Raw genomic sequence first — 24,673 nt, forward strand, 5'->3', positions numbered from 1 at the left:
TCACAGCCTCGAAACACACGGGCGTCGCGTCGTTGCAGCGTTGCGATAGATCGGAAAACCGCAAAAAAGGACACTGAGTCAGGCGATGCAGTTTTTATCCGAAAGCCACGGTTGTGAAGGCTGGAAAGGCGAAATGGCCGAACGCATCCGTGCGTTCGACTGGAGCCACACCGAACTTGGCGCGCTCGCCGAATGGCCGGCCAGCCTGTGCAACACCGTGCAACTGATGCTGGCTTCGCCGTTGCCCATGGTGATGCTGTGGGGGCACGCCGGCTACATGATCTACAACGACGCTTATTCCGAATTCGCCGGCGGCCGCCACCCCTATCTGCTTGGCGTCCCGGTTGAGCTGGGCTGGCCGGAAGTCGCCGAATTCAACCGCCACGTCGTTGACACCTGCCTGGCCGGTGGCACCTTGTCCTATCGCAACAAAGAGCTGGTATTGCTGCGCGACGGCGTGCCTGAAGACGTCTGGATGGATTTGTATTACAGCCCGGTGGCCAACGACGAAGGCGTGCCCGGCGGCGTCATGGCGATGGTGGTCGAAACCACCGAACTGGTGCATTCCGAGCGCCTGCGTCAGGCGGCCGAAGATGCCTATCGCGCCGACAACGAGCGCGTGCGTCTGGCGCTGAATGCCGGCGCACTGCTTGGCTCGTTTGTCTGGGACATCAAGAACAATCGCTTCTCCGCTGACGAACGTTTCGCCCGCACCTTTTCCTATCCGCCGGATCAGGACTTGAGCGATCTGCAACAAGAGATCGCCGAATCGCGCATTCATCCCGACGACCACCCATGGGTCCAGGAGCGGGTCGCCCATTGTGTGCGCACTGGCGAGCCCTACAACGCCGAGTACCGCGTACAGCGCGGCGATGGCCAATATCTGTGGGTGCTGGCCAGTGGAGCCTGCGAGTTCGATGAAGACGGTAGGCCGTTTCGCTTCCCCGGCGTGCTGATCGATATTCATGAGCGCAAGAATGCTGAAGAGTCGCTGCTCAAATTCACCCGTAACCTCGAACAGCGCGTGGCCGCCGAAGTGGATGCGCGGCTGGCGGCTGAGGAACAGCTTCGCCAGTCGCAGAAACTTGAAGCCATCGGCGGCCTGACCGGTGGCGTTGCCCATGACTTCAACAATCTGCTGCAAGTGATCGCCGGCAACCTGCATTTGCTCGCTCGGCATGAGCCCAACAATGCCAACGTGCAGCGCCGGGTCGGGGCTTCGCTGGCGGCGGTCGAGCGCGGGGCCAAACTGTCTTCACAATTGCTCGCGTTTGCCCGGCGGCAACCGCTTTCACCGGCCGTGTGCAACCCAGAACAGATTTTCGAAGGCGTTGGCGAGTTGCTGCAACGCGCCTTGGGCGAAACCATTCAGATCGACGTGCAACTGCCGCCGCAGCCGTGGCATATCAACGTCGACCGCAACCAACTGGAAAACGCGATTCTCAATCTGGCCATCAACGCCCGCGACGCGATGAAAGGCGAGGGCGTAATCGGCCTCAGTGCCGCCAATGTCTGCCTGGACAGGGAATACTGCGCCGGCAAGGGCATCGCGTCCGGTGAGTATGTTCGCGTGGCGGTCACCGACACCGGCGTGGGTATTGCCCCACAAATGCTGGAACAGGTCTTCGAACCGTTCTTCACCACCAAGGCCGACGGCCAGGGCACCGGGCTCGGTTTGAGCATGGTGTTCGGCTTCGTCAAACAGAGTGGCGGCCACGTCGAGATCGACAGCAAGCTCGGCGAAGGCACGCGGGTGCAGTTGTATTTCCCGCGCAGTCTGCGTCCGGTTCGCGAAGAGACCGCCAGTGTCGGCGAACGCAAGAGCGGCGGCCACGAAACCATTCTGGTGGTGGAAGACAATGACGCGGTGCGCGCTTCGGCGGTGGAGTTGCTGCGCGAGGAAGGCTATCGGGTGATGACCGCGTGCAATGGCGACGTGGCCATGCAGATGTTGCTGGAAGGCATCGAGATCGATCTGATCTTCACCGACGTGGTCATGCCCGGCCTGATCAAGAGTTCGGATCTGGCCGCGTGGGCCAAGGTGCAGACACCGCCGGTGCCGGTGCTGTTCACTTCCGGGCATACCCGCGACATCATTTCCCGCGACCACCAGCTCAGCCCCGATACCCATCTGCTCGGCAAACCCTACAGCCCGCAAGCGTTACTGCAGATGATTTGCGAGGTGCTCGGCACCTGATGCCGAGCGCTGCCCAGTTTTTCAATCAAGGCAGGCCGATGATTTCCAAGCGCAATTCCAAAGCACCCGCCGGCATGGTTCGTGTGCGCGGCGCCCGCGAACATAACCTGAAGAACGTTGATGTCGATATTCCGCGCGATGCGCTGGTGGTGTTCACCGGTGTCTCCGGTTCGGGCAAGTCGTCGCTGGCGTTTTCCACTCTGTATGCCGAGGCCCAGCGGCGGTATTTCGAATCGGTGGCGCCGTACGCGCGGCGGCTGATCGATCAGGTCGGCGTGCCGGATGTCGATTCCATCGAAGGACTGCCGCCCGCCGTCGCTTTGCAACAGCAGCGCGGCACGCCGAGCGCGCGTTCGTCGGTGGGCAGCGTGACGACGTTGTCGAGCCTGATCCGCATGCTCTATTCCCGCGCCGGCAGTTATCCGCCGGGGCAGCCGATGCTGTATGCCGAGGATTTTTCACCGAACACGCCGCAGGGCGCCTGCCCGGAGTGTCATGGACTTGGTCGCGTCTATGAAGTGACCGAAGCGCTGATGGTGCCGGACCCGAACCTGACCATCCGCCAGCGCGCCGTGGCGTCTTGGCCCTTGGCCTGGCAAGGGCAGAACCTGCGCGACATCCTGGTGACCATGGGCATCGATGTCGACATTCCGTGGAAAAAACTGCCGAAAAAACAGCGCGACTGGATTCTCTTCACTGAAGAGACGCCGACGGTGCCGGTGTACGCCGGGCTGACCCCGGAAGAAACCCGCGTCGCGCTCAAACGCAAAATGGAACCGAGTTATCAGGGCACCTTCACCGGCGCGCGGCGCTACATCCTGCACACCTTCACTCACTCGCAAAGTGCGCTGATGAAGAAGCGTGTTTCGCAGTTCATGCGCGGCAGCCCTTGCCCATTGTGCGAGGGCAAGCGGCTCAAGCGCGAGGCTCTTTCGGTGACCTTTGCCGGCTACGACATTGGTGAGCTGTCGCAGATGCCGTTGCTGCAAGTGGCCGAAGTGCTGAGACCGGTGGCAGCGGCGAATTATCTGGAACAGGCCGAGGAGAGCGGCGACACCCTCAGCCATGCGCAAACCCGCGAGGCGCGCCAGCAGCGGGTCGCCCATGGCGCCAGCGGGCATGCCAGCGCACCGGACGTGCGCCACACGCCGAACCTATCGCTGGAAAAACGCTTGGCGGCGCAACGCATTGCTGAGGATTTGCTGGAGCGGGTCAGCACCCTGACCGATCTCGGGCTGGGGTATCTGGCGCTGGAACGCAGTACGCCGACGCTGTCGTCGGGCGAGTTGCAGCGTTTGCGCCTGGCCACGCAATTGGGTTCGCAGCTGTTCGGGGTGATTTATGTGCTGGACGAACCGTCTGCCGGTCTGCATCCGGCGGATGGCGAGGCGCTGTTCGAGGCGTTGCAGCGCTTGAAGGCTGACGGCAACACGCTGTTTGTGGTCGAACACGATGTCGAAACCATGCGCCGTGCCGACTGGCTGATTGACGTCGGCCCGGCAGCGGGCGAAAAGGGCGGGCGCGTGTTGTACAGCGGTCCGCCTGCGGGACTCGCTGATGTCGCAGATTCGCAGACCCGCGCTTATCTGTTTGCCGAAAACCAACGCCCTGAGCGCGCCGCGCGCAAGCCGAGCGGGTGGCTGAAGCTCGACGGTGTCACCCGCAACAACCTGAATAATCTCAGCGCCGAATTCCCCTTGTGCTGTTTCACCTCGGTGACCGGCGTATCGGGTTCTGGCAAATCGAGTCTGGTCAGTCAGGCCTTGCTGGAACTGGTCGGCGCGCAGTTGGGCCGTCCGGTGGCCGAGGCCGAGTCGGAAGAACCGAGCCTGGAAGATGACACGCCGCCGCCCAGCACCGGGCAGATCAGCGCCGGCCTGGAGTCGATCAAACGCCTGGTGCAGGTTGATCAGAAACCCATCGGACGCACGCCGCGCTCCAATCTGGCGACCTACACCGGGCTGTTCGACAATGTGCGCAAGCTGTTCGCCGCGACTCCCGAAGCGCAAGCGGCGGGCTATGACGCCGGGCAGTTTTCTTTCAACGTCGCCAAGGGCCGTTGCGATACGTGTGAGGGCGAAGGTTTTGTCAGTGTTGAATTGCTGTTCATGCCCAGTGTGTATGCGCCGTGCCCGACCTGTCATGGCGCGCGCTATAACCCGCAGACCCTGGCGATTCTCTGGCAAGGCTTGAGCATCGCTCAGGTGCTGCAACTGACTGTCGATGAGGCGGTGTCCGTGTTTGCCGAGCAGGCAGGGATTCGTCGTTCGCTGGAAGTGCTGCGCGATATCGGCCTGGGTTATCTGCGCCTGGGACAACCGGCCACGGAGCTCTCCGGCGGTGAGGCGCAGCGGATCAAACTGGCAACCGAATTGCAGCGCAACCAGCGTGGCGCGACCTTGTATGTGTTGGATGAACCGACTACTGGATTGCATCCGCGAGATGTCGATCGATTGCTCGAGCAGCTGGATACGCTGGTGACGGCGGGGCACACGGTGATTGTGGTCGAACACGAGATGCGTGTCGTCGCGCAGAGCGACTGGGTGATCGACATCGGCCCAGGAGCCGGCGATCAGGGCGGCAGGATTGTCGCCGCCGGCACACCACAGAAAGTCGCCGCGAGCAAGAAAAGCAAGACTGCGCCGTTTCTGGCTCGGGCTTTGAGCCGATAACTGCAGCGCCTTGCTGGCCGCTATCGCTGGCAAGCCAGCTCCCACAGGAATTCAAGTTGTTGCCGAAAGTGTGCGCACACTGATGCCCCCTGTGGGAGCTGGCTTGCCAGCGATGACGCCAGTTCAGGCGCCATCCAGCGTGCGGCGGACCTTGTCGAGCAGTTCGCTGATCTGGAACGGTTTGACCAGCATGTCCATGCCGGTGCCAAGGAAGACCTGGCGGTTGAGCGCGGTTTCGGCGTAGCCGGTCATGAACAGGATCGGCAGCCCTTCATGCCAGCCACGGGCAACATCCGCCAGTTCACGGCCGCTCATGCGCGGCAAGCCGACGTCGGTCAGCAGCAGATCGATGGACGGGTCGTTCTGCAAGCGCTCCAGCGCCGATTCGATATCCGCCGCTTGCGTGCAGCGATAGCCGGCATCTTCCAGCACTTCGGTAACGAACAAGCGCACCGTGGCCATGTCCTCGACGATCAGCACATGCTCACCACTGCCTTTGGCATCAGGCACCGGCACAGGCGCGTCGGCCCCGGTCGGGTCGTTGGTGCCGGGCAGCATGATCGTCACTTCGGTGCCACGGCGGGCAACGCTGCGAATGTGCGCGTCACCGCCGGATTGGCGGGCGAAGCCGTAAATCGTCGACAGACCGAGCCCGGTGCCCTGGCCCAGCGGCTTGGTAGTGAAGAACGGCTCGAACACCTTGTCGATCACGTTGTGTTCGATGCCGGTGCCGTCGTCGCGTACCGACAGCGCCACGTACGCGCCATCGGCCAGATTCGGATCGCCGTGGGAATAAGCGGCGTAAGTATTGACCCAGATATTGCCGCCGGAGGGCAGTGCATCGCGGGCGTTGATCACCAGGTTGAGCACGGCGCTTTCCAGCTGCACCGGGTCGACCAGCGCAATCGCCGGTTTGTTGGTCAATTCCAGCTTGAGGGTGATGCGCTCACCGATGGTGCGCACCAGCAATTCTTCCAGCGAGCGGACATGCTCGTTGATGTCCACCGGCCGTGTATCCAGTGGCTGCTGACGGGCAAATGCCAGCAGACGATGGGTCAGCGAGGCCGCGCTCATCGCTGAGTTCAGCGCCGCTTCGGTATAGAACTGCACTTTGTCCAGACGCTCATCGGCCACGCGTTTCTGGATCAGTTCCAGACTGGTGATGATCCCGGTGAGCAGGTTGTTGAAGTCGTGGGCGATACCGCCGGTGAGCTTGCCCAGCGCATCCATTTTCTGCACTTGCAACAATTGCGCTTCGGCGTGCACGCGCTCGGCGACTTCCTTGGCCAGCTGCGTGGTGGTGTCATCCAGTCGCGCCAGATGCGAGCGCTCGCGGTGGCGGTGTTCGGTGACGTCCTCGACAAACACCAGGCTCAGCTCCGGCGTGCGATACGGCGAAATCTGCCATTGCGTCTCGCGAATCTCGCCCTGCACGCGCATGTTCAGCGTGCCTTTCCAGCGCTCGCCGTCTACCAGACGCAGACGCAGTTCATCGAGGATCGAGCATTGATCTTCGGCGAAGCATTCACGCAGCGCCTGCTGATCGCGGTTATCGACGATCAATTGGGCAAATGCGTGATTGCACTCATGCACTTTCAGATTGGCATCGAGCACGGCGATCGGCGCCGAGACGTTGGCGAAGATCTCGCGGAAACGCGCCTCGCTTTCGCGCAGAGCATTTTCCGTGTCGCGCACCCGCAGCAGGGTACGCAGCGTCGCCAAGAGCACATCGGGGTCGACCGGGTGAATCAGATAGGCATCGGCGCCCGCGTTGAGGCCGGTGATGATGTCGCCGGTCTGGATCGACGCCGCTGACACATGAATCACCGGCAGCAGCGCAGTGCGCGGGTCGGCGCGCAACAGGCGGACGATGTCGAAACCGCTCATGTCCGGCAGGTTGACGTCGAGGATCAACGCATCGAGGGCTTCGCTCTCGATCAGGGCCAGGCCGTCGCTGCCGGTGCCGGCTTCGAGCACCGTGTAGCCATGGCGCTCCAGGCGCCGACGCAGGGCGTAACGGGTGGCGACGTTGTCATCGACAATCAACAGGCGGATGTCACGATTCATCGACGTTCTCCAGAGCGATTGCCAGCGGGATGATGACAAAGAACGTCGAGCCCACGCCCGGCGTACTGTCTACCCCGACTTCACCGCCGAGCAGGGCGGCAAAACGCTTGCATAGTGACAGACCCAGACCGGTGCCGCGCAGACGTTTCTGCAATGGCGAATCGACTTGGGAGAAGTCCTCGAACAGCGTGTCATGCAACTCGGCCGCGATGCCGATGCCGGTGTCGCTGACGGCAAAGCGCACCTTGTCTTCACCTTCCAGTCGCGCCGACACGCGCACTTCGCCACGGGTGGTGAATTTCAGCGAGTTGGAAATGAAGTTGCGCAGGATCTGCCCGAGCTTCTTGTCATCGGTATACAGGCGCGGCAGGCCCAGCGGCTCTTCGAAGATCAGATCCACCGCCGAAGCATCGACGATTGGCCGGAACATCCCGCGCAGGGCCGAAAACAGGTCGAACATGTCGAACCAGGCCGGCGAGATGCTGATTCGCCCGGCTTCGATCTTCGCCAGATCGAGCAGGTCATCAACCATGTCGCTGAGCTCGCGGGCAGCGGTGCTGACGAAGGCTACCTGCTTGTGCTGTTCAGGGCTGAGCGGGCCGTCGAGTTCATCAGCGAGCAGACTGTTGATGCTCAGGATCGAGCCCAGCGGTGTACGGAATTCATGGCTCATGTATGACAGGAAACGGCTCTTGAGATCCGATGCCTGACGCAGTTCTTCAGCCTGAGTGTCGAGCTCGGCGTACAGCGCCAGCACGCCCTGGTTGGTTTCATCGAGCTCTTCGCGCAGGGCAGTGGTTTCGCGCTGCAACTGAGCGATGAGCGCCGCCTGTTCGGCATGGCTCAAGGTAGTCGATTCAGCCATGGGCGGCCTCCAGAGCAACGACCAGTACCGTCACGTCATCGCGACCACGACAGAAGTCGCGGTGCAGGACGCTGGCTATCACGGACGGATGGCGATGCACCAGGCCGGGGTAGTCTTTGAGATTCCAACGGGACTGTAAGCCGTCGCTGTACATGATCAATAAATGTCCGTTCACGTGAGCATAGTCAAAGGGTTTGGCTTTACGGTACTGGCCGCCAACGATGCCGGGGTGCGAGGCCAGGCCACGGGATTTGCCAGCCTCGAGCAGATTGGCGCCAATGTTACCGACACCGGCGAACGTCAGACCATCGCGCTGGCTGTCGAACTGCGCGAAAGCGACGGCGCCGCCGCGGGTGCCGAGCATTTCCTGATGCAGGTCTTCCATCAATACCACTGGATCGGCAAACGGTGCCCGGGCGAATGCCTGCGCCCCGGCCAGGCCTGCGCGCTCGGCGTCTTCGCCATGACCGAGGCCATCGACCACCAGCGCGCTGATCCGCGAGCCTTCATACGTCAGATGCCAGACATCGCCGCAGGCTGGATCGGCATGCAGCGAATGCTGGCTGACGCCGAAGCGGATATCGGCCTGACGATCGCTGCGCGGAAAAATTCGCGCCAGCAACACCGCGCCACGGTGGTCTGCGTAGACATCGAAGACATTGGTCTGCCGCGACACCGCGCCGAGGCCGATGCCTTGTGTGCCGCCAGTGGAAAAGCCATCCGCCAGACAGGCATCCAGATCAAAGCCCTGGGCCCGATCCACGGTCTGCATTTCGATGCCGAAACCGTTATCCGGCCGAGTCAGCACACGCAGATGAAACTCGCCGCGCTGGGCATGCTTGAGCACGTTGCTTGCCAGTTCCGTCGCGACCAGTGCCACGCGGCCGGCATCGTTTTCGTCGAAGCCATGCTGCTCGGCGAGTTTCTGCGCGGTGCGCCGGGCGTGGCCGATCTGGCTGCTGTCCTCGATCGGCAGAACCTGGGTCAACGACCCGGTGATATTCATGTCCATCGTGTGATCGTAATGCGCGTGCCTTTGCCGGGCTCAGTGTCGAGTTCGAATTCGTTGACCAGACGTTTGGCGCCGGTCAGGCCGAGGCCTAGTCCGCTGCCGGAAGTCCAGCCGTCGGTCATCGCCAGTTTGATATCGGGGATGCCCGGGCCTTCGTCGCGGAACGTGATGCGCAAACCGACCCGGCCGTTTTCCTCGAGGATCTGCCAATCCATGTCGCCGCCGCCGCCATAGACCATGGTGTTGCGCGCCAGCTCGCTGACGGCGGTGACCAGTTTGGTCAGGTCGATCAGGCGCATGCCGCATTCGGTGGCGAGCTTGCGCGTGGTCTGGCGGGCCAGTACCACGTCCTGTTCGATCAGGATGGGTTGGGTACCACTGCTGCGTACGGTCATTGCAGGCGTACTCGATCCTGCAGCAGTTTCATTCCGCGTTCGACGTTGAGGGCGGTGCTGACGCCCGGCAAGGTCATGCCCAGCTCAACGAGCGTGATCGCCACGGCCGGCTGCATGCCGACCAGCACGGTTTCGGCGTCCATGATTTTCGACAACCCCGAGATGGTGCCGATCATGCGCCCGATGAACGAGTCGACCATGTCCAGCGCCGAGATGTCGATCAGCACGCCACGGGCCGAGGTCCGGCTGATGCGCTCGGACAGATCGTCCTGCAGGGTCATGGCGAGCTGGTCGTGCATGTCGACCTGAATGGTCACCAGCAGCAAATCGCCCATTTGAAGAATCGGAATACGTTCCATCGGCTCAGACCGCTTTGCCGAGGCTGATGCCCAGGCGAGTCAGGGCCAGTTTCAAGGCGTCGGCCAGGTTTGCTTTGGTGACGACGCCTTGCAGATCCAGACCCAGGTGAACGATGGTCTGGGCGATCTGCGGACGCACGCCGCTGATGATGCAGTCAGCGCCCATCAGGCGAATGGCGGTCACGGTTTTCAGCAGGTGCTGGGCAACCAGGGTGTCTACGGTCGGCACGCCGGTGATGTCGATGATGGCGATCTCGGAACCGGTGTCGACGATGCGTTGCAGCAGCGATTCCATGACTACCTGGGTGCGTTGCGAATCAAGGGTGCCGATCATTGGCAGGGCGAGGACGCCATCCCACAGCTTGACTACCGGCGTCGACAGTTCCAGCAATTCTTCCTGTTGACGCTTGATCACCGCTTCGCGGGATTTCTGGAAGGTGCCGATGGTGTGCATGCCGACCGTATCAAGCAGTTCGGAAACTTCCAGAAGTTGCTCGGCGAGCAGTGCCGGCTGGTCCTGATAATGGTTTTGCAGCAGGGCGAACAACGGGCCCTTCAGGGCAAAGATGAAATTGGCGGTTTGCTGGGAATCCTGGCCGAGCAGGGCGCGGCTCTGCGACAGCTTTTCAAGGAACTGACGGGTGTCTTCCCAGCCTGCGGCGGCAATCTTGCTGCCGTTGCCGTTTTCCAGACCGGCCAGCAGCAGGCTGAGGAAGTCGCGGGTTTGCTGCGCGAGGTCGTGTTCTTTGAGATTGCGCGTGGCGCCGCTGGCTTCGAGGCGTTTGGTCCATTCGCTCAGCAGTTGAGCCTGGTTGTTCCTGATTGCTTCAACTGTGCTGTTCTGCAGTGCTGCCATGTGCGTGTCGCTCCGTTACGTAATGGTGCCGGCTCAGCGAAATGACCGGCGCGAATTGACTGACATTTGCCGCTTGAAATAGTTGTTCACCCAGCGGCGAATTTTTCTGCCTGCCGCGTCGAAGGCCCCGGTAACTCTAGTCGGCGTGGCAACAGGCAGCGATCTTTTGAACGAATCTGCGGCGTCAGGCTTCGAATCTGCATGCCCGACGTTTTCCAGTCGTGCTGGAAGAAGGAGGCAGGACTATGAATGAGGTGGATATGAACGAGCAAGCGCCGCAACAGCAAAATCAGTCCTCAGAGTCAATTAACCGCAACGACCCGGCCATCGACCCGCAGACACCGGGACAAAATACCCCCGCGCCGGCTGAACAAGGACAGGCGGACAGCGCGGCTGCCGAGGTCGATCAGAAGCAGCATCACAGTGACAACAGCAACGACTTCAGCCCCGGTTTCAAGCCTGACCCGGACCGTCCTGAACCCGGCGAGAGCACCGACGCCGATATCGACACCGATGGCGGTTGATCGCTGAAACGCAAAAAGGCCGCATCGAAGGATGCGGCCTTTTTATTGCCGGGCGGTTACTTGCTCGGATGTTTGGCTTGCAGCTCTTTGGCGTGGGCCAGGTGTTTTTCCAGCGCTGGCAGCATCTTCTGCGCGAACGCTTTCAGTTCAGTGGCGCCTTTGGCCTTGTCATCGGTCACGGTGTTTGCCTGTTTCTTGAACAGCTCGATGGTTTCTTCGTGAGCCTTGACCTGGTTGTTGGCGTAGGCCGCATCGAAGGATTCATCGCGCATGTCGAGAATCTTTTCCTTGGCCTGTTTGACCAGGGTGGTGGTGTCCGGGACTTCGATGTCGTTGGCCTTGGCAATTGCTGCCAGTTCATCGTTGGCTTTGCTGTGATCGGTGATCATCTGGTTGGCAAAGGCTTTGATGTCAGCTGACTGGCTTTTTTCCAGAGCCAGGCGGCTGGTTTCGATTTCAGCGATGCCACCGGCGGCGGCGTTATCGACAAAGTCATTGTCGGTCGCGGCAAAGGCGCTGCCCATGCCGGCAGACAGTGCAACAGCCAGAGCGAGATGACGCAGGTTGAATCCGTCCATTGGGTGTCTCCACGCAGGTTTTTGTGAGCGTTATCCAATGGAGCGAAGGCACAAGCCAAAGGTTTTATCGCATTTACGACAGGGCGACGAACGGCAACCGCTGGTCTGACAGGGTGTCGACAGAAGCCATTGCGCAAGGCCATGCTGATAACGAGTCAGCGCATCGGTCGCGCTGGTTGTCGATCAATTTGATGGAGGTGTTTCATGCCGGTTTCACATGATCTGTATCAGGACCTGGGCTGCAAAAAGGAAGAGATCGAGCAAAAACGCTCCGAGGATGCGAAGCTGGATTCGCTGCTCAACAAGTATTTCGAGGTGGATGCTGAAGTGGTCGAGGCCGAGAACGCCCAGTCAGACGCCCCCAGTGACGACGAATTGAAGAAGCTCAAAGAGAAGCGCGTGATCGTCAAGGAGCAGATCGTCGCCCGGTTGGCCGGGCAGCCGCTGACCGGTCAGTAATTACCTGACCCGTGGTCGCCATCCGAAGGGAACGGCGACCCCCGCGGCACCTCCAATGTGCAGAGTCTGCAAACCATCGACTCGTTGCGAGGTGCCTCATGAACGATCCGAAATTCCCCAGTGAGGAGCAGGGCGGCTTCGACCCGATTCCGACCCGCCCTGAACCCAACAGCCCGGCGCATACCACAGCGCATCCGGAAAAAACCGTGAAAGAACTGCCGGAGGATGAAGATCCGGAGAAGTTCGACCGGTCCGGCAACTGACAGACCGCTATCGCTGGCAAGCCAGCTCCCACAGGTTCATCTGGTGAACACATATTTGGAGTTCACACGGACACTGTGGGAGCTGGCTTGCCAGCGATAGCGTCGGTCCATAAGGTGAAAATTTTGCTGTTTTACTTCAGCGCCGCATCCAACCCCATCCGCCCCATATGCCTCGCCTTCAACGAGCCGAAATACAACCACTGCCCATATTCGCGCACCGTGGTAATCGGCGAATAATTGCCTTCGCTCGCGTCCTGCAGATTGGCAATCACCTTGCCGTCCAGATCCAGTCCCAGCACAAACCCACGCTTTTCGACAGGCTTGGGCAAAACCGTCAACGCCCGCACGATCATCTTGCGTACGAACGGGTGCTGCGCGGTGCCATCGAGTAACGCGTTGCGCGGCGCGTACAACGCTACCCAAAAGCGATTGCTGCCATTGAACGAGAGGTTGTCCGGAAGCCCCGGCAAGTTGTCGATGAACACATCATGGGTACCGGCCTTCGGCCCGCTCAGCCAGTAGCGGCTGATGCGATAAGCACCGGTTTCATTTACCAGCACATAGGCTTCGTCGGGGCCAAGGGTGACGCCGTTGGCGAACTGCAACTTGTCGAGCAAGACGCTGGTCTTGCCGCTCTGAAAGTCGTAACGCAGCAAACGGCCGTCGGCGCCGTGCTCGATGATCGCCTCACCGTCATGGCCATAGCCCCAGCGGCTCGAGGCATCGCTGAAGTAGGCGTAGTGGCCTGACTTGTCGACCGCCACATCATCGGTAAATCCAAATGGCACGCCGTTGGCCTCGGTGGTCAAGGGGATCACGCGGCCCTGTGCATCCAGCGACAGCAAACCCTTGATCGCATCGGCGATCACCAGCATGCCGTTCGGATGACGGGCCAGGCCCAATGGACGGCCACCGGTGTCGGCGAGGACCTTGCGCTGCGTGCCGTCGAGGCTGCTGCGGATCAGCCTTCCGTCATGCAATCCGGTGATGAGAAATTCGTCTTCCAGCAGCAGCGCCTCAGGCCCTTCGATGTCGCTCGGCCCGACCTTCGCCACAGCTTTGAGGCGCTGGTTGTCCGCGTAGATGCCATCTTTCAAGGAGGGCGCCGGTGATGGTGTCCAGGCGACCGGTTGGACCTTGGTCGGCAGCAACAACAAGAAGGCGATGACCAGAGCGATCAGCAGGCACAGCACATAACCTAATTTCACGCGCGTGCCCTCGCCGCGCCGATGTACTGTGCGGTTGTGTCGCGCAGGGCAAGCATGGACGCGGCAGACTCGCGCTCGATACGCCGCTTGAGCAACAGGCGATTGGCCAGACGCATGAGCAAGCCGTCGAAGCGATATTCCAGTGTGCGCACGAAACGCGTGCCGCCAGCCTCCGCCGAGGACTCGTAAGTCAAACGCAAGGACAGACCCTGATCACTTTGCGCGCGTGCGCACCAGCGCCGGCCCGGCAGGTATTCAGTGACTTCCCAGCGCAAGTGACCGGCACGTCCGCCGGCATGGATGTCCTCTTCGAAACGCGCACCGGCATGCAGTGGACCGTGCGGACCGTCAATCTTCAATGAGGAGGGATGCCAGTCCGGCCAGTAGCTGGCGCTGGCGGCATAGGCCAGCACAGCGACCGGCTCGCCGGCGATATCGATCTGGTGCTGCATGCGCGTCATGGGCATTTGCGAATTACTCGAAGGGGCGGGTTCCGGCTCGAGGTACAGCGTGCCGAACAGGTAGTCCATCAAGGGCAGAACGATGTTGAAATTGCGCTCCTGCATGCGCTCGCGGCGGTGATGCAGTTCATGCAGACGGCGCATCTGGCGGATCCACGGCAAACGGGCCAACGGATTTTGCGGCGGCAGATGTTCGCAGGCATGGAACACCTCATAGAGCAGATAACCGAGCACCATGCATCCGGCGAAAAGCCCGGCGACATTGGCGTTGACCTGCGCGAGCAGCCACCACAGGGGCAGGGTGATCAATAGCGTATGAATAACGATCAGCCAGGCTGGAAACAGAATCACTCGCCAGTCCCGCGCGCTGTCGTAGGTCATGTGCCCGGGGGTGAAAAAGCTGTGATGGTCGCCGGCATGGCGCGCGTAGAACATCTTTGCGAAAGCTTTTTTGTGATGGCCCAGATGGCGATGGACCATGTACACGCCGAAGTTGAACAACAACAGGCTCAGCGGCACGGTCAGCCATTCCAGCCAGCTCACTGAATGCACCGTGCGCCAGAACGCAGCGACGGCGAAAATGCCGAACAGCAACACGAACGCGCCATGCAACCACGGGTTGTACAAAGGATGAATGGCCGCCCGGTAGCGGCTGCGGAATGCCTCGGTGGTCTGCCTCAATGCGTTTCACCTGCGGGTATTGTTGTTATACCCGGCAGATTAGCCGATCCGCTGACTTGTGCAGCGCGAACCTTGCGGCCTTAAGCGCCATGCTCTGGACTGAAGCTGCCCGTCAGCTCAACGGATTCCAGCGCTGTGACCAGTCGTCATCGGTGCGGATCACTTCGCGCAACAGATCGAAGGCCTGTTGCAGCACTGCCGAGTCGCGATCACGGGAATACACCAGATAGGTCGGATAACCGAATTCCGGCGCTTTGGTGACGGCTTCCAGGGCGCCGGTCTCCAGGTAAGTGCGCACAACGCGAGTGCGGAAATAGCCGCTGCCGCCATGTTCGAGGATGTATTGCAAGGCCAGCGGGCCAAGGTTGAAGCTCAGCGCGGCTTTGGCTTTTTCCGGCAGGGCGGCGTCGTGCTGACGGCGGAAATCCGGACCCCAATCGATGTAGACGTACGGCTCCGGACGCTCGGGCGCGCGCACCAGAATCAGTTTTTCCTCCAGCACTTGCTCGACCTGCAGACCCGGCCAGTATTCCGGCTGATAAACCAGCGCGGCATCGAGCACACCGAGTTCGAGCTGACGCAACAGATTCTCGCCATCGCGGATTTCCATGCGCAGTGCGTGGCCGGGGATTTTCTCGCGCAGTTCCGCCGCCCAACTGAGCATCAACGGGTTGCACAGGCTGACCTCGCCACCGATATGCAGAACGTTGTGATAACCCTCGGGCAGCGGCAAGTCGCGGCGCGCGGCTTCCCAGGTCTGCACCAGTTGATTGGCGTAGATCACGAACGCTTCGCCATTGGCCGTCAACTTCGCCCCGGCGCGATTGCGCACGAACAGCGTACTGCCCAACTGGCTTTCAAGCTTCTGCACCCTTGCGGTGATCGCGGTCTGCGTGACGAACAGCTTCTGCGCGGCGGCGGCAAGGCTGCCGTGACGGACGATTTCGAGGAAAGTGCGAGCGAGGTCGATGTCCATGGGGCGGGGCCGGTATCTGGAGGTGGGGCGCATTGTAAGTCAAAAGTCCCTCTCCCCAACTTGAAAGCAACAACGGATTGAACCGCTGAAAATTGCGTTTGAGTCCTACGGAAACAGGAGCGTTTTGATCAGATTTGGGGATATTTCTGACGACTTTTTCAGGTTGGTCGTCGGACGCCGGGTCTATAGGATCAGTCCTGACATTGAAGTCATCGAGCGCACAGATCGCTCTGGACCCGGACAAAGGATGGACTATGCGAATCCCACTGATTGAAAGCCATACGCCTGCTTACTCGCCTCGCCATTACTGGCGCGACGATCGCGCCAGGTGTCCCTCGGAGGACGTTGCCATGCCGAGCGCCAAAGTGCCCCGGCTCACGGGCTTGAAGAAGCTCGAGGGCAAACCTCTGGAGTTGCTGTTGCGTGGGCAGGACACCGGCGACGATCCGATGCTCATCCTGCGCTGCACAAGCGAAGGATTTGAGCTGCTCGATGTGGTGAACATGATCGCAACCTCCGAGCTGTACCAACAGGGAGAGATGGTCAAACGTATCACCGGCAAATCTGTGAGAACCGTGCGACGCCTGCTCAAGGAAGGCGCGTCGGTGCGCCTGGACACGCCGCAGAGCGTGATCGCCTACCAATATGCCGCTGCGCTGGAACTGGCCATCGAGGTATTCGGGCGTCAGGCCAAGGCCGAATCATGGCTGGAGCAACGCGCTACTTACTTCTACGGTTATGTGCCGCTCGATCTGGTTGGACATGCGCTGGGCTTCAGGATGGTGGAGGAGTATCTGAACCAGATCAAATACGGGGTTTATCAATGAACCCCTTGCCCTGGGATGATCGCTGGTACGCCTGGCGGCTGGATCGCGAGGTGTACAGCGAGACCTGGGACAGCGGCCTTGGATCGAAACGGGACGGCGGCCGCTGGAATACGCCCGGCCGCAGAGTCGTTTATGCGTCGGTCGACCCCTCCACGGCGATACTGGAGGTGGCCGCCCATGGCAGCTTCGATGCGCTTGATCAGGAACCCTATGTGTTGACCTGTTTTGAAATCACCCACGACGCCAGCGTCAGAATCGTGCAACCGGAAGATGTGCCTAATCCGCATTGGCTCACCCCGATCAAAACCTCACCCAACCAGCGAAAGTTTGCCGATGCACTGTTGGCTGAACATCCATTTGTTCTGGTGCCTTCGGTGGCCACCCGACACTCGTGGAATTTGCTGGTGAGTTGCGATCTGGCGGAGGGTCAGTTCAGGATGGTTTCGCAAGAGCGGTTTGGGCTGGATACGCGGTTGTTGCAGGAGGGTTGATCGTATTTGTGTGGGCCTGCGAATCCGACACGACAATTTCCAGGTTCCGGGAGCGATCAAGGGCCGATGAGTCGCTGCCAGCTACATTCGCGGCGGCTCGCATTCTACGTCTGGATTCAGGCTTTCAACCAATATAAAGATCCGGTACATTTCGCGCCCACGCTCTTACTACAAGGAAGTTAACGATGGCAAAGCAGCGATCTTAATGCATGCCCGATCACAGGCCATGGCACCAATCCCGGTAACAGCGGTTCCGGTGATGTAAACATCAATGGAATGCCAGTTTTGCGTGTCGGAGACACCACAGCGTGCGGAGACACTGTCACCGAAGGCATCAGCAATATTTTGATCAATGGCAAGCCTATTGCTTTCTTGGGCAGTGCGACGGCCCACGGAGGCATGATAATCACGGGCCTGGCGACGTTTTTGTCGGCACCCAGGTCGGTTCCGCACCTTTCTCCCCGATTATCACTGTTCCTAAACACAGCGAGCGCTTCCAACTGGTTGATGAGGCCACTGGCGAAGCTATTCCCGACATGCTCTATTGCATCGAAACGGGTGACGGTCAGCGTCTCGTAGGCCATACCGATAGTCATGGTAACGCCGCGCGAGTGTTTACGGCCAACCCGACTTCGATAGTTGTGCAGTGGGGTAAGGAAGCTGCCGCCCATCTCGACGCGCTCGGCCTAGATTACTAAGGGAGGTGGCAGGTGGCAGCCCCCAAAAAGAATCAAGCTCGAACAAGCGATCAACATACAACGACCCAAGTGAAAGGTACGCTGGCACAGGATTACGTAACGGTTGTGGGTGCGTCTTACATGTCCCTTTATGAAAAGGTTCGTGGCCAGAAGGGCAACAAGATGCGCTTTATCAATCAGGGTATCCGCCAACTCACAAAGTATCCAACCGGCACTCCAAACTTCACGATCCAGCGTGTATTTCTGATTTTCAAAAATGACTATCCGGAGAACTTGCTGACGGCTTTGAAGGACGTTGTCGAAAATCAGCACGGGGCCCAGTACCGAGAGATGGACTCGATATCCGGTCTTGTGGATTTCATCGCAGCTCGGCAACGCCGCGGGCGCGAGATCAAACAGCTCGACTTTTTTTCCCATGGTGTGGTGGGCAGTATCGAGTTGGGCTACGAGCTGGATAAAAACGATAGCTACCGTCTGCGTGATGCACAGGCGAATATGTTCAAACCCGAAGCGTTTGCCTATGGTGCGAAAATTCACTCCTACGCTTGTCGCACAGGTTTGGGTATCGATGCCGACTTCAAGGTCAATGAAACAGAAGATCCTCATTACGAGCGTAGCTTGGCGCAGATTCTTGCTAATGCGACCCGGACCACCGTGTGGGCATTTCCAAGACGCAGCAACTACGACACAACTTATGGTACTGCCGCAGAACGGGGATCTGTGCCGGGAATTCGTGAAAGAGAAGCAGCTGATGGGCGAGCGATGCGGAATTATTTGAGTCGAAAAACCGCTTATGAACGAAAGCTGATCGAACATCGCAAGACCCTCAAAGACCCAACGGCGCAATTACCTGATGAACAGGCGCCGCAGGCGCCAACGCCAACAGTCTCTGAAGAAGAGCGCAATTTGCTGGCGCACGATGACAGCCGAGCATTGTATGAACGGAAGATTGGATTTCCGCTGGATGCCTTAGGCGCACATCGTGACGTTCGATCAGGTGATACACCGGACGGCGTACCCAAACACCTGCTTGCCTATAAACCGCTATGACGCTCCTGAAGCTTATAGGCAAACGTCACGTCTTATGTGTCTTGTTGATTGCTGTCAGCTTTGCAGGACTATTTATTTACGCCAAGGAAGCCCAGATGCCAGCCAAAGTAATGATGTATTACGGCCCGTGGAGTCCGGAAGAAAACCGTTTCGACGCCAGCCGGTGGTTCAGTTCAGGTATGTATCGCCCGCGTCTCATGGGTACTCCGCCTGAAGAGAGCCCAGTGACCATGCTGCGCAATAGGCCTGAAAGTTTGCGACATATTGAGAATGATGTTCTCTTGACAGAAGCGTTATTCGCTGTAGGGCGACAGTTTCCGAGGTTGGACACCGAAGATCTCATTCTGAATACGCCGGACCTGCACCGCCAGATACGGTATGCCTATAGTTCATTTGCCGAGCCTGACAGGCCGGTGGATTCCTATTGGCTTTTCATCACGTTTGCAAACAAGACTGTGGTCGTTACGATCGATTGGGACGTGACAGAAAAGAAACTCTTGCCCCGCTCGATGGCTTCGAATCTGATCGAAAAAAGTGATGAAGAGGCGGCATACCTTCAGGTAAAAAAAGAGCTTGATGGGACGGCTTCAGCCAAGCGTTAACTCACGTTGCCATGTCTTCAATGGTTGAAACGACAAATCCCGCCAATAAGCGGGATTTGTGTTTTACCAAGAAGCTTCTTACGAAGGGAACAGCTCGGACAGTTTCATCGACAGCATCATGTCGCCTTCAACGCGCAGCTTGCCGCCCATGAAGGCCTGCATGCCGTCGGTTTCGCCGCTGACGATGTCTTTCAGGGTCTGGCTGTCCAGCACCAGCGTGCAGTTGGCGTCCGGGTTTTCACCTTCCTGGATGTCGCAGGTGCCGTCTTTGACGATCAGCGCGTATTGCTTGTCTTCGTCGGTGATGTTGAAACCGAAGACCAGGTCCAGACCGGCAGCGGCGGCTGGGTTGAACTTGGCTTGCATTGCTTTTACGGCATCAGCTACGGAGGTCATGGTTCGATCCTTTCTTGGTCATGGGAGCTGGGTGGTTACAGCCAGGGTCACAGTAAGCCGGACTCAGCGAAAAGTGATGAGTTCCGGGGCCTTCAGCAGTTGCAGGTGTGCGTGACTGTTGAAGGAAGCCAGAGCCACCTCGCGACCACGAAACTTCAATTGGTTGAGCGAGGTGTTGACGATTTGCCAGTTCAATTCAAAGGCCTGTCTGGCAGGCATTTGCGTAATCAGATGGAGCAGGGCAGTGATGGTGCCGCCGGAGGTGAACACGGCGATTTTCTGGTTTTTTTCCGCCAGGTCGAGGATGCGGTGCAGCCCGGCTTGAACCCGTTCGACGAAACCCAGCCAGCTTTCCAGTCCGGGTGTGTCGTAGGTGCCGGCAAGCCAGCGCTCGACGATGAGGGCGAAGATGCGCTGGAATTCACCGCGGTTCTGCGCGGCGTTACGCAGGATGTCGAGGGCTTCCGGCTCTTCCGGCAGCATGGCCGGGAGTAGAGCGCGGATCACCGCATCGGCATCGAATTCGTTGAAGGCGGAATCGGTTTCGAGGACTGGAGCCGGCAGGCCTCTGGCGCTGAATTGCTCCAGTGCACTGGTGGCGGTGTGCTGTTGACGACGCAGGTCACCGGCAAGGCAACGATCGAAGCTAATACCGAGCTCGGCGAGGTGCTGGCCGAGAATTTCTGCCTGACGCACACCGGTCGGCGACAGCACGTCGTAATCGTCTGCACCAAAGGAGGCCTGGCCATGTCGTATCAAGTAGATGCTGCCCACGTCCGCGTCGTCCCGGTACGTTGAAGGTCAGGCGAGGTTATGAGGATGGCGTAAGGCTGTCAATGAAAAAACATACGCTTGTTTGAAATGCCCGTTACAGGCGTGTTGCCAGAGGTTTCACGGCTGGCCGACGAGCCGGCGCATGGGTATGCTGGAGCCATTCCGCGTGTAATACACCGTCACGCATTGCTTTGAGGAGTCTCTGTGGATTTTTTCACCGAATACGCCAGCTTCCTGGCCAAGACCGTCACGCTGGTGATCGCCATTCTGGTGGTGCTTGCCAGTTTTGCTGCATTGCGCAGCAAGGGCCGACGCAAATCGGCGGGCCAGTTGCAGGTCAGCAAGCTCAACGATTTCTACAAGGGCCTGCGTGAACGCCTGGAGCAGACCCTGCTCGACAAGGATCAGCTCAAGGCATTGCGCAAGGGCGAAGCGAAAACAGAAAAAAGCGCGAAGAAACAGAAGAACAAGCCTGAGACCAAATCCCGGGTGTTCGTGCTCGACTTCGACGGCGATATCAAGGCTTCCGCCACGGAAAGCCTGCGCCACGAGATCACCGCGCTGCTGACCCTGGCCACGCCGAAAGACGAAGTGGTTCTGCGTCTGGAAAGTGGCGGCGGAATGGTGCACAGCTACGGTCTGGCGTCGTCGCAGCTGGCTCGAATCCGTGATGCGGGCGTGCCACTGACCGTGTGCATCGACAAGGTCGCGGCCAGCGGCGGTTACATGATGGCGTGCATCGGCGACAAGATCATCAGCGCTCCGTTCGCCATCCTCGGTTCGATCGGCGTGGTCGCGCAATTGCCCAACGTCAATCGCCTTTTGAAGAAGCACGATATCGATTTCGAAGTGCTCACCGCCGGTGAGTACAAGCGCACCCTGACCGTGTTTGGTGAAAACACCGAAAAGGGTCGCGAGAAGTTTCAGGAAGACCTCGACATTACCCATCGCTTGTTCAAAAACTTCGTCGCCCGTTATCGCCCGCAACTGGCGATCGATGAGGTGGCTACCGGTGAGGTGTGGCTCGGTATCGCTGCGCTGGAAAACCAACTGGTGGACGAACTGAAGACCAGCGATGAATACCTGGCACAGAAGGCCAAACAGGCCGAGGTGTATCACCTGCACTATGCCGAGCGCAAAAGCCTGCAGGAACGCATCGGCATGGCTGCCAGTGGCTCGGTGGACCGCGTGCTGTTGAGCTGGTGGAGCCGTCTTACCCAGCAACGCTTCTGGTAAACCGCAGGCATAAAAAAACGCCGGTCACATGACCGGCGTTTTTATGTCTGCAACAACGTCCGACGCTTAGCGGCGACGGAACAGCGGCAGTGGTTCGTCAGCGGCAGCCTGGTAAGTCACCGAGAAGTCCTTGAGGCCTTCCAGTGCTTCGTACGGGTCTTTGTCCGCGCGAATGGCAAAGGCGTCGAAACCGCAGCGATGCATGTAGAACAATTGATCCCGCAGTACATCGCCAATCGCACGCAGCTCGCCTTTGAAACCATAACGGTCACGCAGCAGACGGGCATTGGAGTAGTTACGGCCGTCGGTAAACGCCGGGAAGTTCAAGGCGATCACCTGAAACTTGGCGACGTCCTCACCGATTTCCTCGGCCTCTTCATCAGCATCCAGCCACACACCCAGACCACCGTCGCGGGCCAGGAGCATGCGGCTGTGTTCGCGCCACAGCTGCAGCGGCACGATCAGATCGTCGCAGTTGCTGATTTCATCGATATTGAAATCCTTCGGCAACAGGTGCCAGGTTTCGTCGACGACTTCGTTGTTCTTAATGATTCGCTGCATAGACGCGTTCCTTGAAGAGGTCGATGCCAATACGCTGATAAGTGTCGATGAAGCGCTCGTCTTCGGTGCGTTGTTCAACGTACACGTCGATCAGCTTCGAGATCACGTCAGGCATGGCTTCCTGTGCGAAGGACGGGCCGAGGATCTTGCCCAGGCTCGCATCACGGCTGGCGCTGCCGCCGAGGGAGACCTGATAGAACTCTTCGCCTTTCTTGTCCACGCCGAGGATGCCGATGTGGCCAACGTGGTGGTGGCCGCAGGCGTTCATGCACCCGGAGATGTTCAGGTCCAGTTCGCCGATGTCGAACAGGTAGTCCAGATCATCGAAGCGACGCTGGATCGATTCGGCAATCGGGATCGACTTGGCGTTGGCCAGCGAGCAGAAGTCACCGCCTGGGCAGCAGATGATGTCGGTCAGCAGGCCGATGTTCGGCGTAGCGAAACCGCCTTCACGCAACTCGCCCCACAGGGTGAACAACTGGCTCTGCTCGACGTCGGCAAGAATGATGTTCTGCTCGTGGGAGGTGCGCAGTTGACCGAAACTGTAGCGCTCGGCCAGATCGGCGACGGCGTCGAGTTGCTTGTCGGTGATGTCGCCAGGGGCAACGCCGGTCGGCTTCAACGACAGCGTCACAGCCACATAGCCGGGTTTCTTGTGCGCCAGGGTGTTGCGGCTGCGCCAGCGGGCGAAACCCGGATACTCTTGGTCCAGATCGGCCAGTTGCGCAGTCTGGTTGTCGAGGGTTTTGTAGTCCGGGTCGACGAAATGCTTGGCGACGCGATGCAGCTCGGCTTCGGTCAGCGTGGTCTGGCCACCGCGCAGGTGCTCCATTTCCGCATCGACTTTCTGCGCGAACACTTCAGGCGTGAGCGCCTTGACGAGGATCTTGATCCGCGCCTTGTATTTGTTGTCGCGACGGCCGTAGCGGTTGTACACACGCAGGATGGCGTCGAGATAGCTCAGCAGGTCTTGCCAAGGCAGGAATTCATTGATGAATGCGCCCACCACCGGCGTACGCCCGAGGCCGCCGCCAACCAGCACGCGGAAACCCAGCTCGCCAGCAGCGTTGTAGACAGGTTCCAGGCCGATGTCGTGGACTTCAATGGCAGCACGGTCGCTGGTCGAGCCGTTGACGGCGATCTTGAATTTGCGCGGCAGGTAGGCGAATTCCGGGTGGAACGTGGTCCACTGGCGGACGATCTCGCACCATGGGCGCGGGTCGATCACTTCATCGGCGGCGACGCCGGCGAACTGGTCGGTGGTGACGTTGCGCAGGCAGTTGCCGCTGGTCTGGATCGCGTGCATCTGCACGGTCGCGAGTTCAGCGAGGATGTCCGGGATGTCTTCCACCGCAGGCCAGTTGAACTGCACGTTCTGCCGCGTACTGATGTGGGCATAGCCCTTGTCGTAGTCGCGGGCGATTTTGGCCATCATGCGCACCTGGCGCGAAGTGAGCTGGCCGTAAGGCACCGCCACGCGCAACATCGGCGCGAAACGCTGGATGTACAGGCCATTTTGCAGGCGCAGGGGGCGGAATTCTTCTTCGCTCAGCTCACCTGCCAGATAGCGTCGGGTCTGATCACGGAACTGCTTGACGCGGTCCTCGATGATCCGCTGATCGTACTCGTCGTATACGTACATATAAGTCCTGTTCTCAGGCTTGGGCTACTCGGAAAACGCTGCGTTTTCGCTTGCTGGAGTCCGATGTTGCCTCTGCAATTCTGCGCGCACGGCCGCGCACTCCGTCACGGAGCCGGGGCAATATACCCGTTTGCAGTTATGCGCAAAAGTGATGTTTGAGTATATGTAAAGAACCAAATCGCCTAACGCGAATGCCGGTCATCTAATCCACATTTGTCGTGCGGACAATCATCGTCTTAACTGTGATCGAGTCTTTGTGCAATCACCGATAAAACCGACAAGAGGCGATGCAATGAGCAACCCGACCAAAGCCAGGAAAAGCGACAGTAGCGTCGATGCGTGGGCCATTTTGTTCCTGATCATTCTCGTTGTAGGAACAGCGGTCTTCTGGGTCAGCCATCAATAAATCAGCGTTCCGGGCCTTTCTTTCAGGGCCCGGATAGCTCGGTCGGTGCCCGGCCTGGCGCCATCACACCCCGGCCAGATACAACACCAGTTTGACGATGGCAAACAGCGTCAGGCCAAACACGGCTGTAAACAAAACGCCGAGAATCACGAAGTGGCTGGGTTTGCCGTGGGTAAAGTCCCTTTCCCGGTTCTTGCCGCTTTGCACGCCGAACGCCGCTGCCATGACGCTGTGCAGCATCTGCCAGAAACTCGGCGGTTTGTTGTCGACTGGATCGTCCATAAATCCCTCTGCGAAAAATCGTCCCCCGAAGCATAGTCAATCGCTGTGGTCACGGATGCCGCGTTACAACTTTTGCGCAGGGATATAGCCATGTACCGCCGGACAGCGCGGCGTCAGTGATGTGCTGTCGCTCCA

Annotated in this window: 26 protein-coding genes; 10 read left to right on the forward strand and 16 right to left on the reverse strand. The window is 59.5% G+C overall.

The annotated features are described in order from the left end of the window. The first annotated feature begins 85 nt into the window (after positions 1 to 85). On the forward strand, positions 86 to 2,197 hold the full coding sequence (locus ACYSTU_RS25905; protein WP_499002475.1) for an ATP-binding protein: 2,112 nt from the start codon (positions 86 to 88) through the stop codon (positions 2,195 to 2,197). A gap of 38 nt (positions 2,198 to 2,235) precedes the next feature. Continuing rightward, entirely contained in the window at positions 2,236 to 4,869 is a 2,634-nt protein-coding gene (locus ACYSTU_RS25910; protein ID WP_499002479.1) for an excinuclease ABC subunit UvrA, read from the forward strand. Positions 4,870 to 4,992: 123 nt separating this feature from the next. Here the strand turns inward: ACYSTU_RS25910 and ACYSTU_RS25915 are convergent, their stop codons facing one another. The 6 genes from ACYSTU_RS25915 to ACYSTU_RS25940 are packed head-to-tail and all read right to left on the reverse strand — an operon-like array spanning position 4,993 to position 10,423. After that, positions 4,993 to 6,936 carry a PAS domain-containing hybrid sensor histidine kinase/response regulator gene (locus ACYSTU_RS25915; protein WP_024012717.1) on the reverse strand — a complete coding sequence of 648 codons (1,944 nt, stop codon included), beginning with the start codon at positions 6,934 to 6,936 and terminating at the stop codon, positions 4,993 to 4,995. Beyond that, complete coding sequence (locus ACYSTU_RS25920; RefSeq protein ID WP_024012718.1) at positions 6,926 to 7,801, reverse strand: sensor histidine kinase; 876 nt, start codon at positions 7,799 to 7,801, stop codon at positions 6,926 to 6,928. The genes ACYSTU_RS25915 and ACYSTU_RS25920 overlap by 11 nt, the downstream gene beginning before the upstream one ends. Next, positions 7,794 to 8,807 (reverse strand): ATP-binding protein, encoded by a 1,014-nt coding sequence (locus ACYSTU_RS25925; RefSeq protein WP_499002483.1) that lies wholly within the window; start codon positions 8,805 to 8,807, stop codon positions 7,794 to 7,796. Before ACYSTU_RS25925 ends, ACYSTU_RS25920 begins: the two co-directional genes overlap by 8 nt. After that, positions 8,804 to 9,208 carry an anti-sigma regulatory factor gene (locus tag ACYSTU_RS25930; RefSeq protein WP_016774465.1) on the reverse strand — a complete coding sequence of 135 codons (405 nt, stop codon included), beginning with the start codon at positions 9,206 to 9,208 and terminating at the stop codon, positions 8,804 to 8,806. The genes ACYSTU_RS25925 and ACYSTU_RS25930 overlap by 4 nt, the downstream gene beginning before the upstream one ends. Then, positions 9,205 to 9,567, reverse strand: coding sequence for an STAS domain-containing protein (locus tag ACYSTU_RS25935; protein ID WP_016774466.1), 363 nt, complete (start codon positions 9,565 to 9,567; stop codon positions 9,205 to 9,207). The genes ACYSTU_RS25930 and ACYSTU_RS25935 overlap by 4 nt, the downstream gene beginning before the upstream one ends. Before the next feature lie 4 nt (positions 9,568 to 9,571). Beyond that, a complete protein-coding gene (locus ACYSTU_RS25940) occupies positions 9,572 to 10,423 on the reverse strand; it encodes an STAS domain-containing protein (RefSeq protein WP_071172063.1) in 852 nt (283 codons plus the stop codon). Between the two features lie 260 nt (positions 10,424 to 10,683). Between ACYSTU_RS25940 and ACYSTU_RS25945 the strand changes: the two genes are divergently transcribed. Then, positions 10,684 to 10,947 (forward strand): hypothetical protein, encoded by a 264-nt coding sequence (locus tag ACYSTU_RS25945; protein ID WP_051600699.1) that lies wholly within the window; start codon positions 10,684 to 10,686, stop codon positions 10,945 to 10,947. Between the two features lie 56 nt (positions 10,948 to 11,003). On the opposite strand, the gene ACYSTU_RS25950 is transcribed toward ACYSTU_RS25945, so the two are convergent. Further along, positions 11,004 to 11,525 carry a DUF4142 domain-containing protein gene (locus ACYSTU_RS25950; RefSeq protein ID WP_016774469.1) on the reverse strand — a complete coding sequence of 174 codons (522 nt, stop codon included), beginning with the start codon at positions 11,523 to 11,525 and terminating at the stop codon, positions 11,004 to 11,006. A 204-nt stretch (positions 11,526 to 11,729) separates the two neighbouring features. Here ACYSTU_RS25950 and ACYSTU_RS25955 point away from each other — a divergent pair, with 204 nt between their 5' ends. Both ACYSTU_RS25955 and ACYSTU_RS25960 read left to right on the forward strand, forming a co-directional pair. Continuing rightward, on the forward strand, positions 11,730 to 11,984 hold the full coding sequence (locus tag ACYSTU_RS25955; protein WP_016774470.1) for a DUF465 domain-containing protein: 255 nt from the start codon (positions 11,730 to 11,732) through the stop codon (positions 11,982 to 11,984). A 98-nt stretch (positions 11,985 to 12,082) separates the two neighbouring features. Then, complete coding sequence (locus ACYSTU_RS25960; protein ID WP_016774471.1) at positions 12,083 to 12,247, forward strand: hypothetical protein; 165 nt, start codon at positions 12,083 to 12,085, stop codon at positions 12,245 to 12,247. Positions 12,248 to 12,378: 131 nt separating this feature from the next. On the opposite strand, the gene ACYSTU_RS25965 is transcribed toward ACYSTU_RS25960, so the two are convergent. The 3 genes from ACYSTU_RS25965 to ACYSTU_RS25975 form a co-directional block, all read right to left on the reverse strand. Next, positions 12,379 to 13,455, reverse strand: coding sequence for an SMP-30/gluconolactonase/LRE family protein (locus ACYSTU_RS25965; RefSeq protein ID WP_264365052.1), 1,077 nt, complete (start codon positions 13,453 to 13,455; stop codon positions 12,379 to 12,381). Continuing rightward, entirely contained in the window at positions 13,452 to 14,597 is a 1,146-nt protein-coding gene (locus ACYSTU_RS25970) for a sterol desaturase/SRPBCC family protein (RefSeq protein WP_499002490.1), read from the reverse strand. Before ACYSTU_RS25970 ends, ACYSTU_RS25965 begins: the two co-directional genes overlap by 4 nt. Positions 14,598 to 14,709: 112 nt before the next feature. Continuing rightward, entirely contained in the window at positions 14,710 to 15,573 is an 864-nt protein-coding gene (locus ACYSTU_RS25975; RefSeq protein ID WP_024012724.1) for a LysR family transcriptional regulator, read from the reverse strand. A gap of 254 nt (positions 15,574 to 15,827) precedes the next feature. Here ACYSTU_RS25975 and ACYSTU_RS25980 point away from each other — a divergent pair, with 254 nt between their 5' ends. Then, on the forward strand, positions 15,828 to 16,400 hold the full coding sequence (locus ACYSTU_RS25980; protein ID WP_016774475.1) for an antitoxin Xre/MbcA/ParS toxin-binding domain-containing protein: 573 nt from the start codon (positions 15,828 to 15,830) through the stop codon (positions 16,398 to 16,400). Further along, complete coding sequence (locus ACYSTU_RS25985) at positions 16,397 to 16,891, forward strand: RES family NAD+ phosphorylase (protein WP_016774476.1); 495 nt, start codon at positions 16,397 to 16,399, stop codon at positions 16,889 to 16,891. Before ACYSTU_RS25980 ends, ACYSTU_RS25985 begins: the two co-directional genes overlap by 4 nt. 179 nt (positions 16,892 to 17,070) lie before the next feature. On the opposite strand, the gene ACYSTU_RS25990 is transcribed toward ACYSTU_RS25985, so the two are convergent. Beyond that, positions 17,071 to 17,487: a hypothetical protein gene (locus ACYSTU_RS25990; RefSeq protein ID WP_442793166.1), complete on the reverse strand. Its 417-nt coding sequence runs from the start codon at positions 17,485 to 17,487 to the stop codon at positions 17,071 to 17,073. Between the two features lie 114 nt (positions 17,488 to 17,601). Between ACYSTU_RS25990 and ACYSTU_RS25995 the strand changes: the two genes are divergently transcribed. Together ACYSTU_RS25995 and ACYSTU_RS26000 are read left to right on the forward strand one after the other, a co-directional pair. Beyond that, positions 17,602 to 18,639 carry a hypothetical protein gene (locus tag ACYSTU_RS25995; protein ID WP_136493513.1) on the forward strand — a complete coding sequence of 346 codons (1,038 nt, stop codon included), beginning with the start codon at positions 17,602 to 17,604 and terminating at the stop codon, positions 18,637 to 18,639. Positions 18,640 to 18,734: 95 nt separating this feature from the next. After that, positions 18,735 to 19,241: a hypothetical protein gene (locus ACYSTU_RS26000; RefSeq protein WP_125927468.1), complete on the forward strand. Its 507-nt coding sequence runs from the start codon at positions 18,735 to 18,737 to the stop codon at positions 19,239 to 19,241. Between the two features lie 78 nt (positions 19,242 to 19,319). On the opposite strand, the gene ACYSTU_RS26005 is transcribed toward ACYSTU_RS26000, so the two are convergent. Together ACYSTU_RS26005 and ACYSTU_RS26010 are read right to left on the reverse strand one after the other, a co-directional pair. Continuing rightward, positions 19,320 to 19,637, reverse strand: a complete 318-nt coding sequence (locus ACYSTU_RS26005) for an SCP2 sterol-binding domain-containing protein (protein ID WP_016774477.1) — start codon at positions 19,635 to 19,637, stop codon at positions 19,320 to 19,322. Between the two features lie 63 nt (positions 19,638 to 19,700). After that, positions 19,701 to 20,411, reverse strand: a complete 711-nt coding sequence (locus ACYSTU_RS26010; protein ID WP_483588049.1) for a histidine phosphatase family protein — start codon at positions 20,409 to 20,411, stop codon at positions 19,701 to 19,703. A gap of 204 nt (positions 20,412 to 20,615) precedes the next feature. Here ACYSTU_RS26010 and sohB point away from each other — a divergent pair, with 204 nt between their 5' ends. Beyond that, positions 20,616 to 21,647: a protease SohB gene (gene sohB / locus ACYSTU_RS26015; RefSeq protein ID WP_016774479.1), complete on the forward strand. Its 1,032-nt coding sequence runs from the start codon at positions 20,616 to 20,618 to the stop codon at positions 21,645 to 21,647. A gap of 66 nt (positions 21,648 to 21,713) precedes the next feature. Here sohB and ACYSTU_RS26020 read toward each other — a convergent pair whose 3' ends face one another. The 3 genes from ACYSTU_RS26020 to ACYSTU_RS26030 all read right to left on the reverse strand — a co-directional run bounded on the left by ACYSTU_RS26020 (position 21,714) and on the right by ACYSTU_RS26030 (position 24,538). Further along, positions 21,714 to 22,208 carry a DUF934 domain-containing protein gene (locus tag ACYSTU_RS26020; RefSeq protein WP_016774480.1) on the reverse strand — a complete coding sequence of 165 codons (495 nt, stop codon included), beginning with the start codon at positions 22,206 to 22,208 and terminating at the stop codon, positions 21,714 to 21,716. Continuing rightward, the gene (locus ACYSTU_RS26025) at positions 22,192 to 23,850 is read right to left on the reverse strand and encodes a nitrite/sulfite reductase (protein WP_499002498.1); all 1,659 of its coding nucleotides are present in this window, start codon (positions 23,848 to 23,850) and stop codon (positions 22,192 to 22,194) included. The genes ACYSTU_RS26020 and ACYSTU_RS26025 overlap by 17 nt, the downstream gene beginning before the upstream one ends. 469 nt (positions 23,851 to 24,319) lie before the next feature. After that, positions 24,320 to 24,538, reverse strand: coding sequence for a DUF2970 domain-containing protein (locus tag ACYSTU_RS26030; protein ID WP_016774481.1), 219 nt, complete (start codon positions 24,536 to 24,538; stop codon positions 24,320 to 24,322). Positions 24,539 to 24,673 lie beyond the last annotated feature (135 nt).

It is taken from the genome of Pseudomonas glycinis (assembly GCF_054871425.1).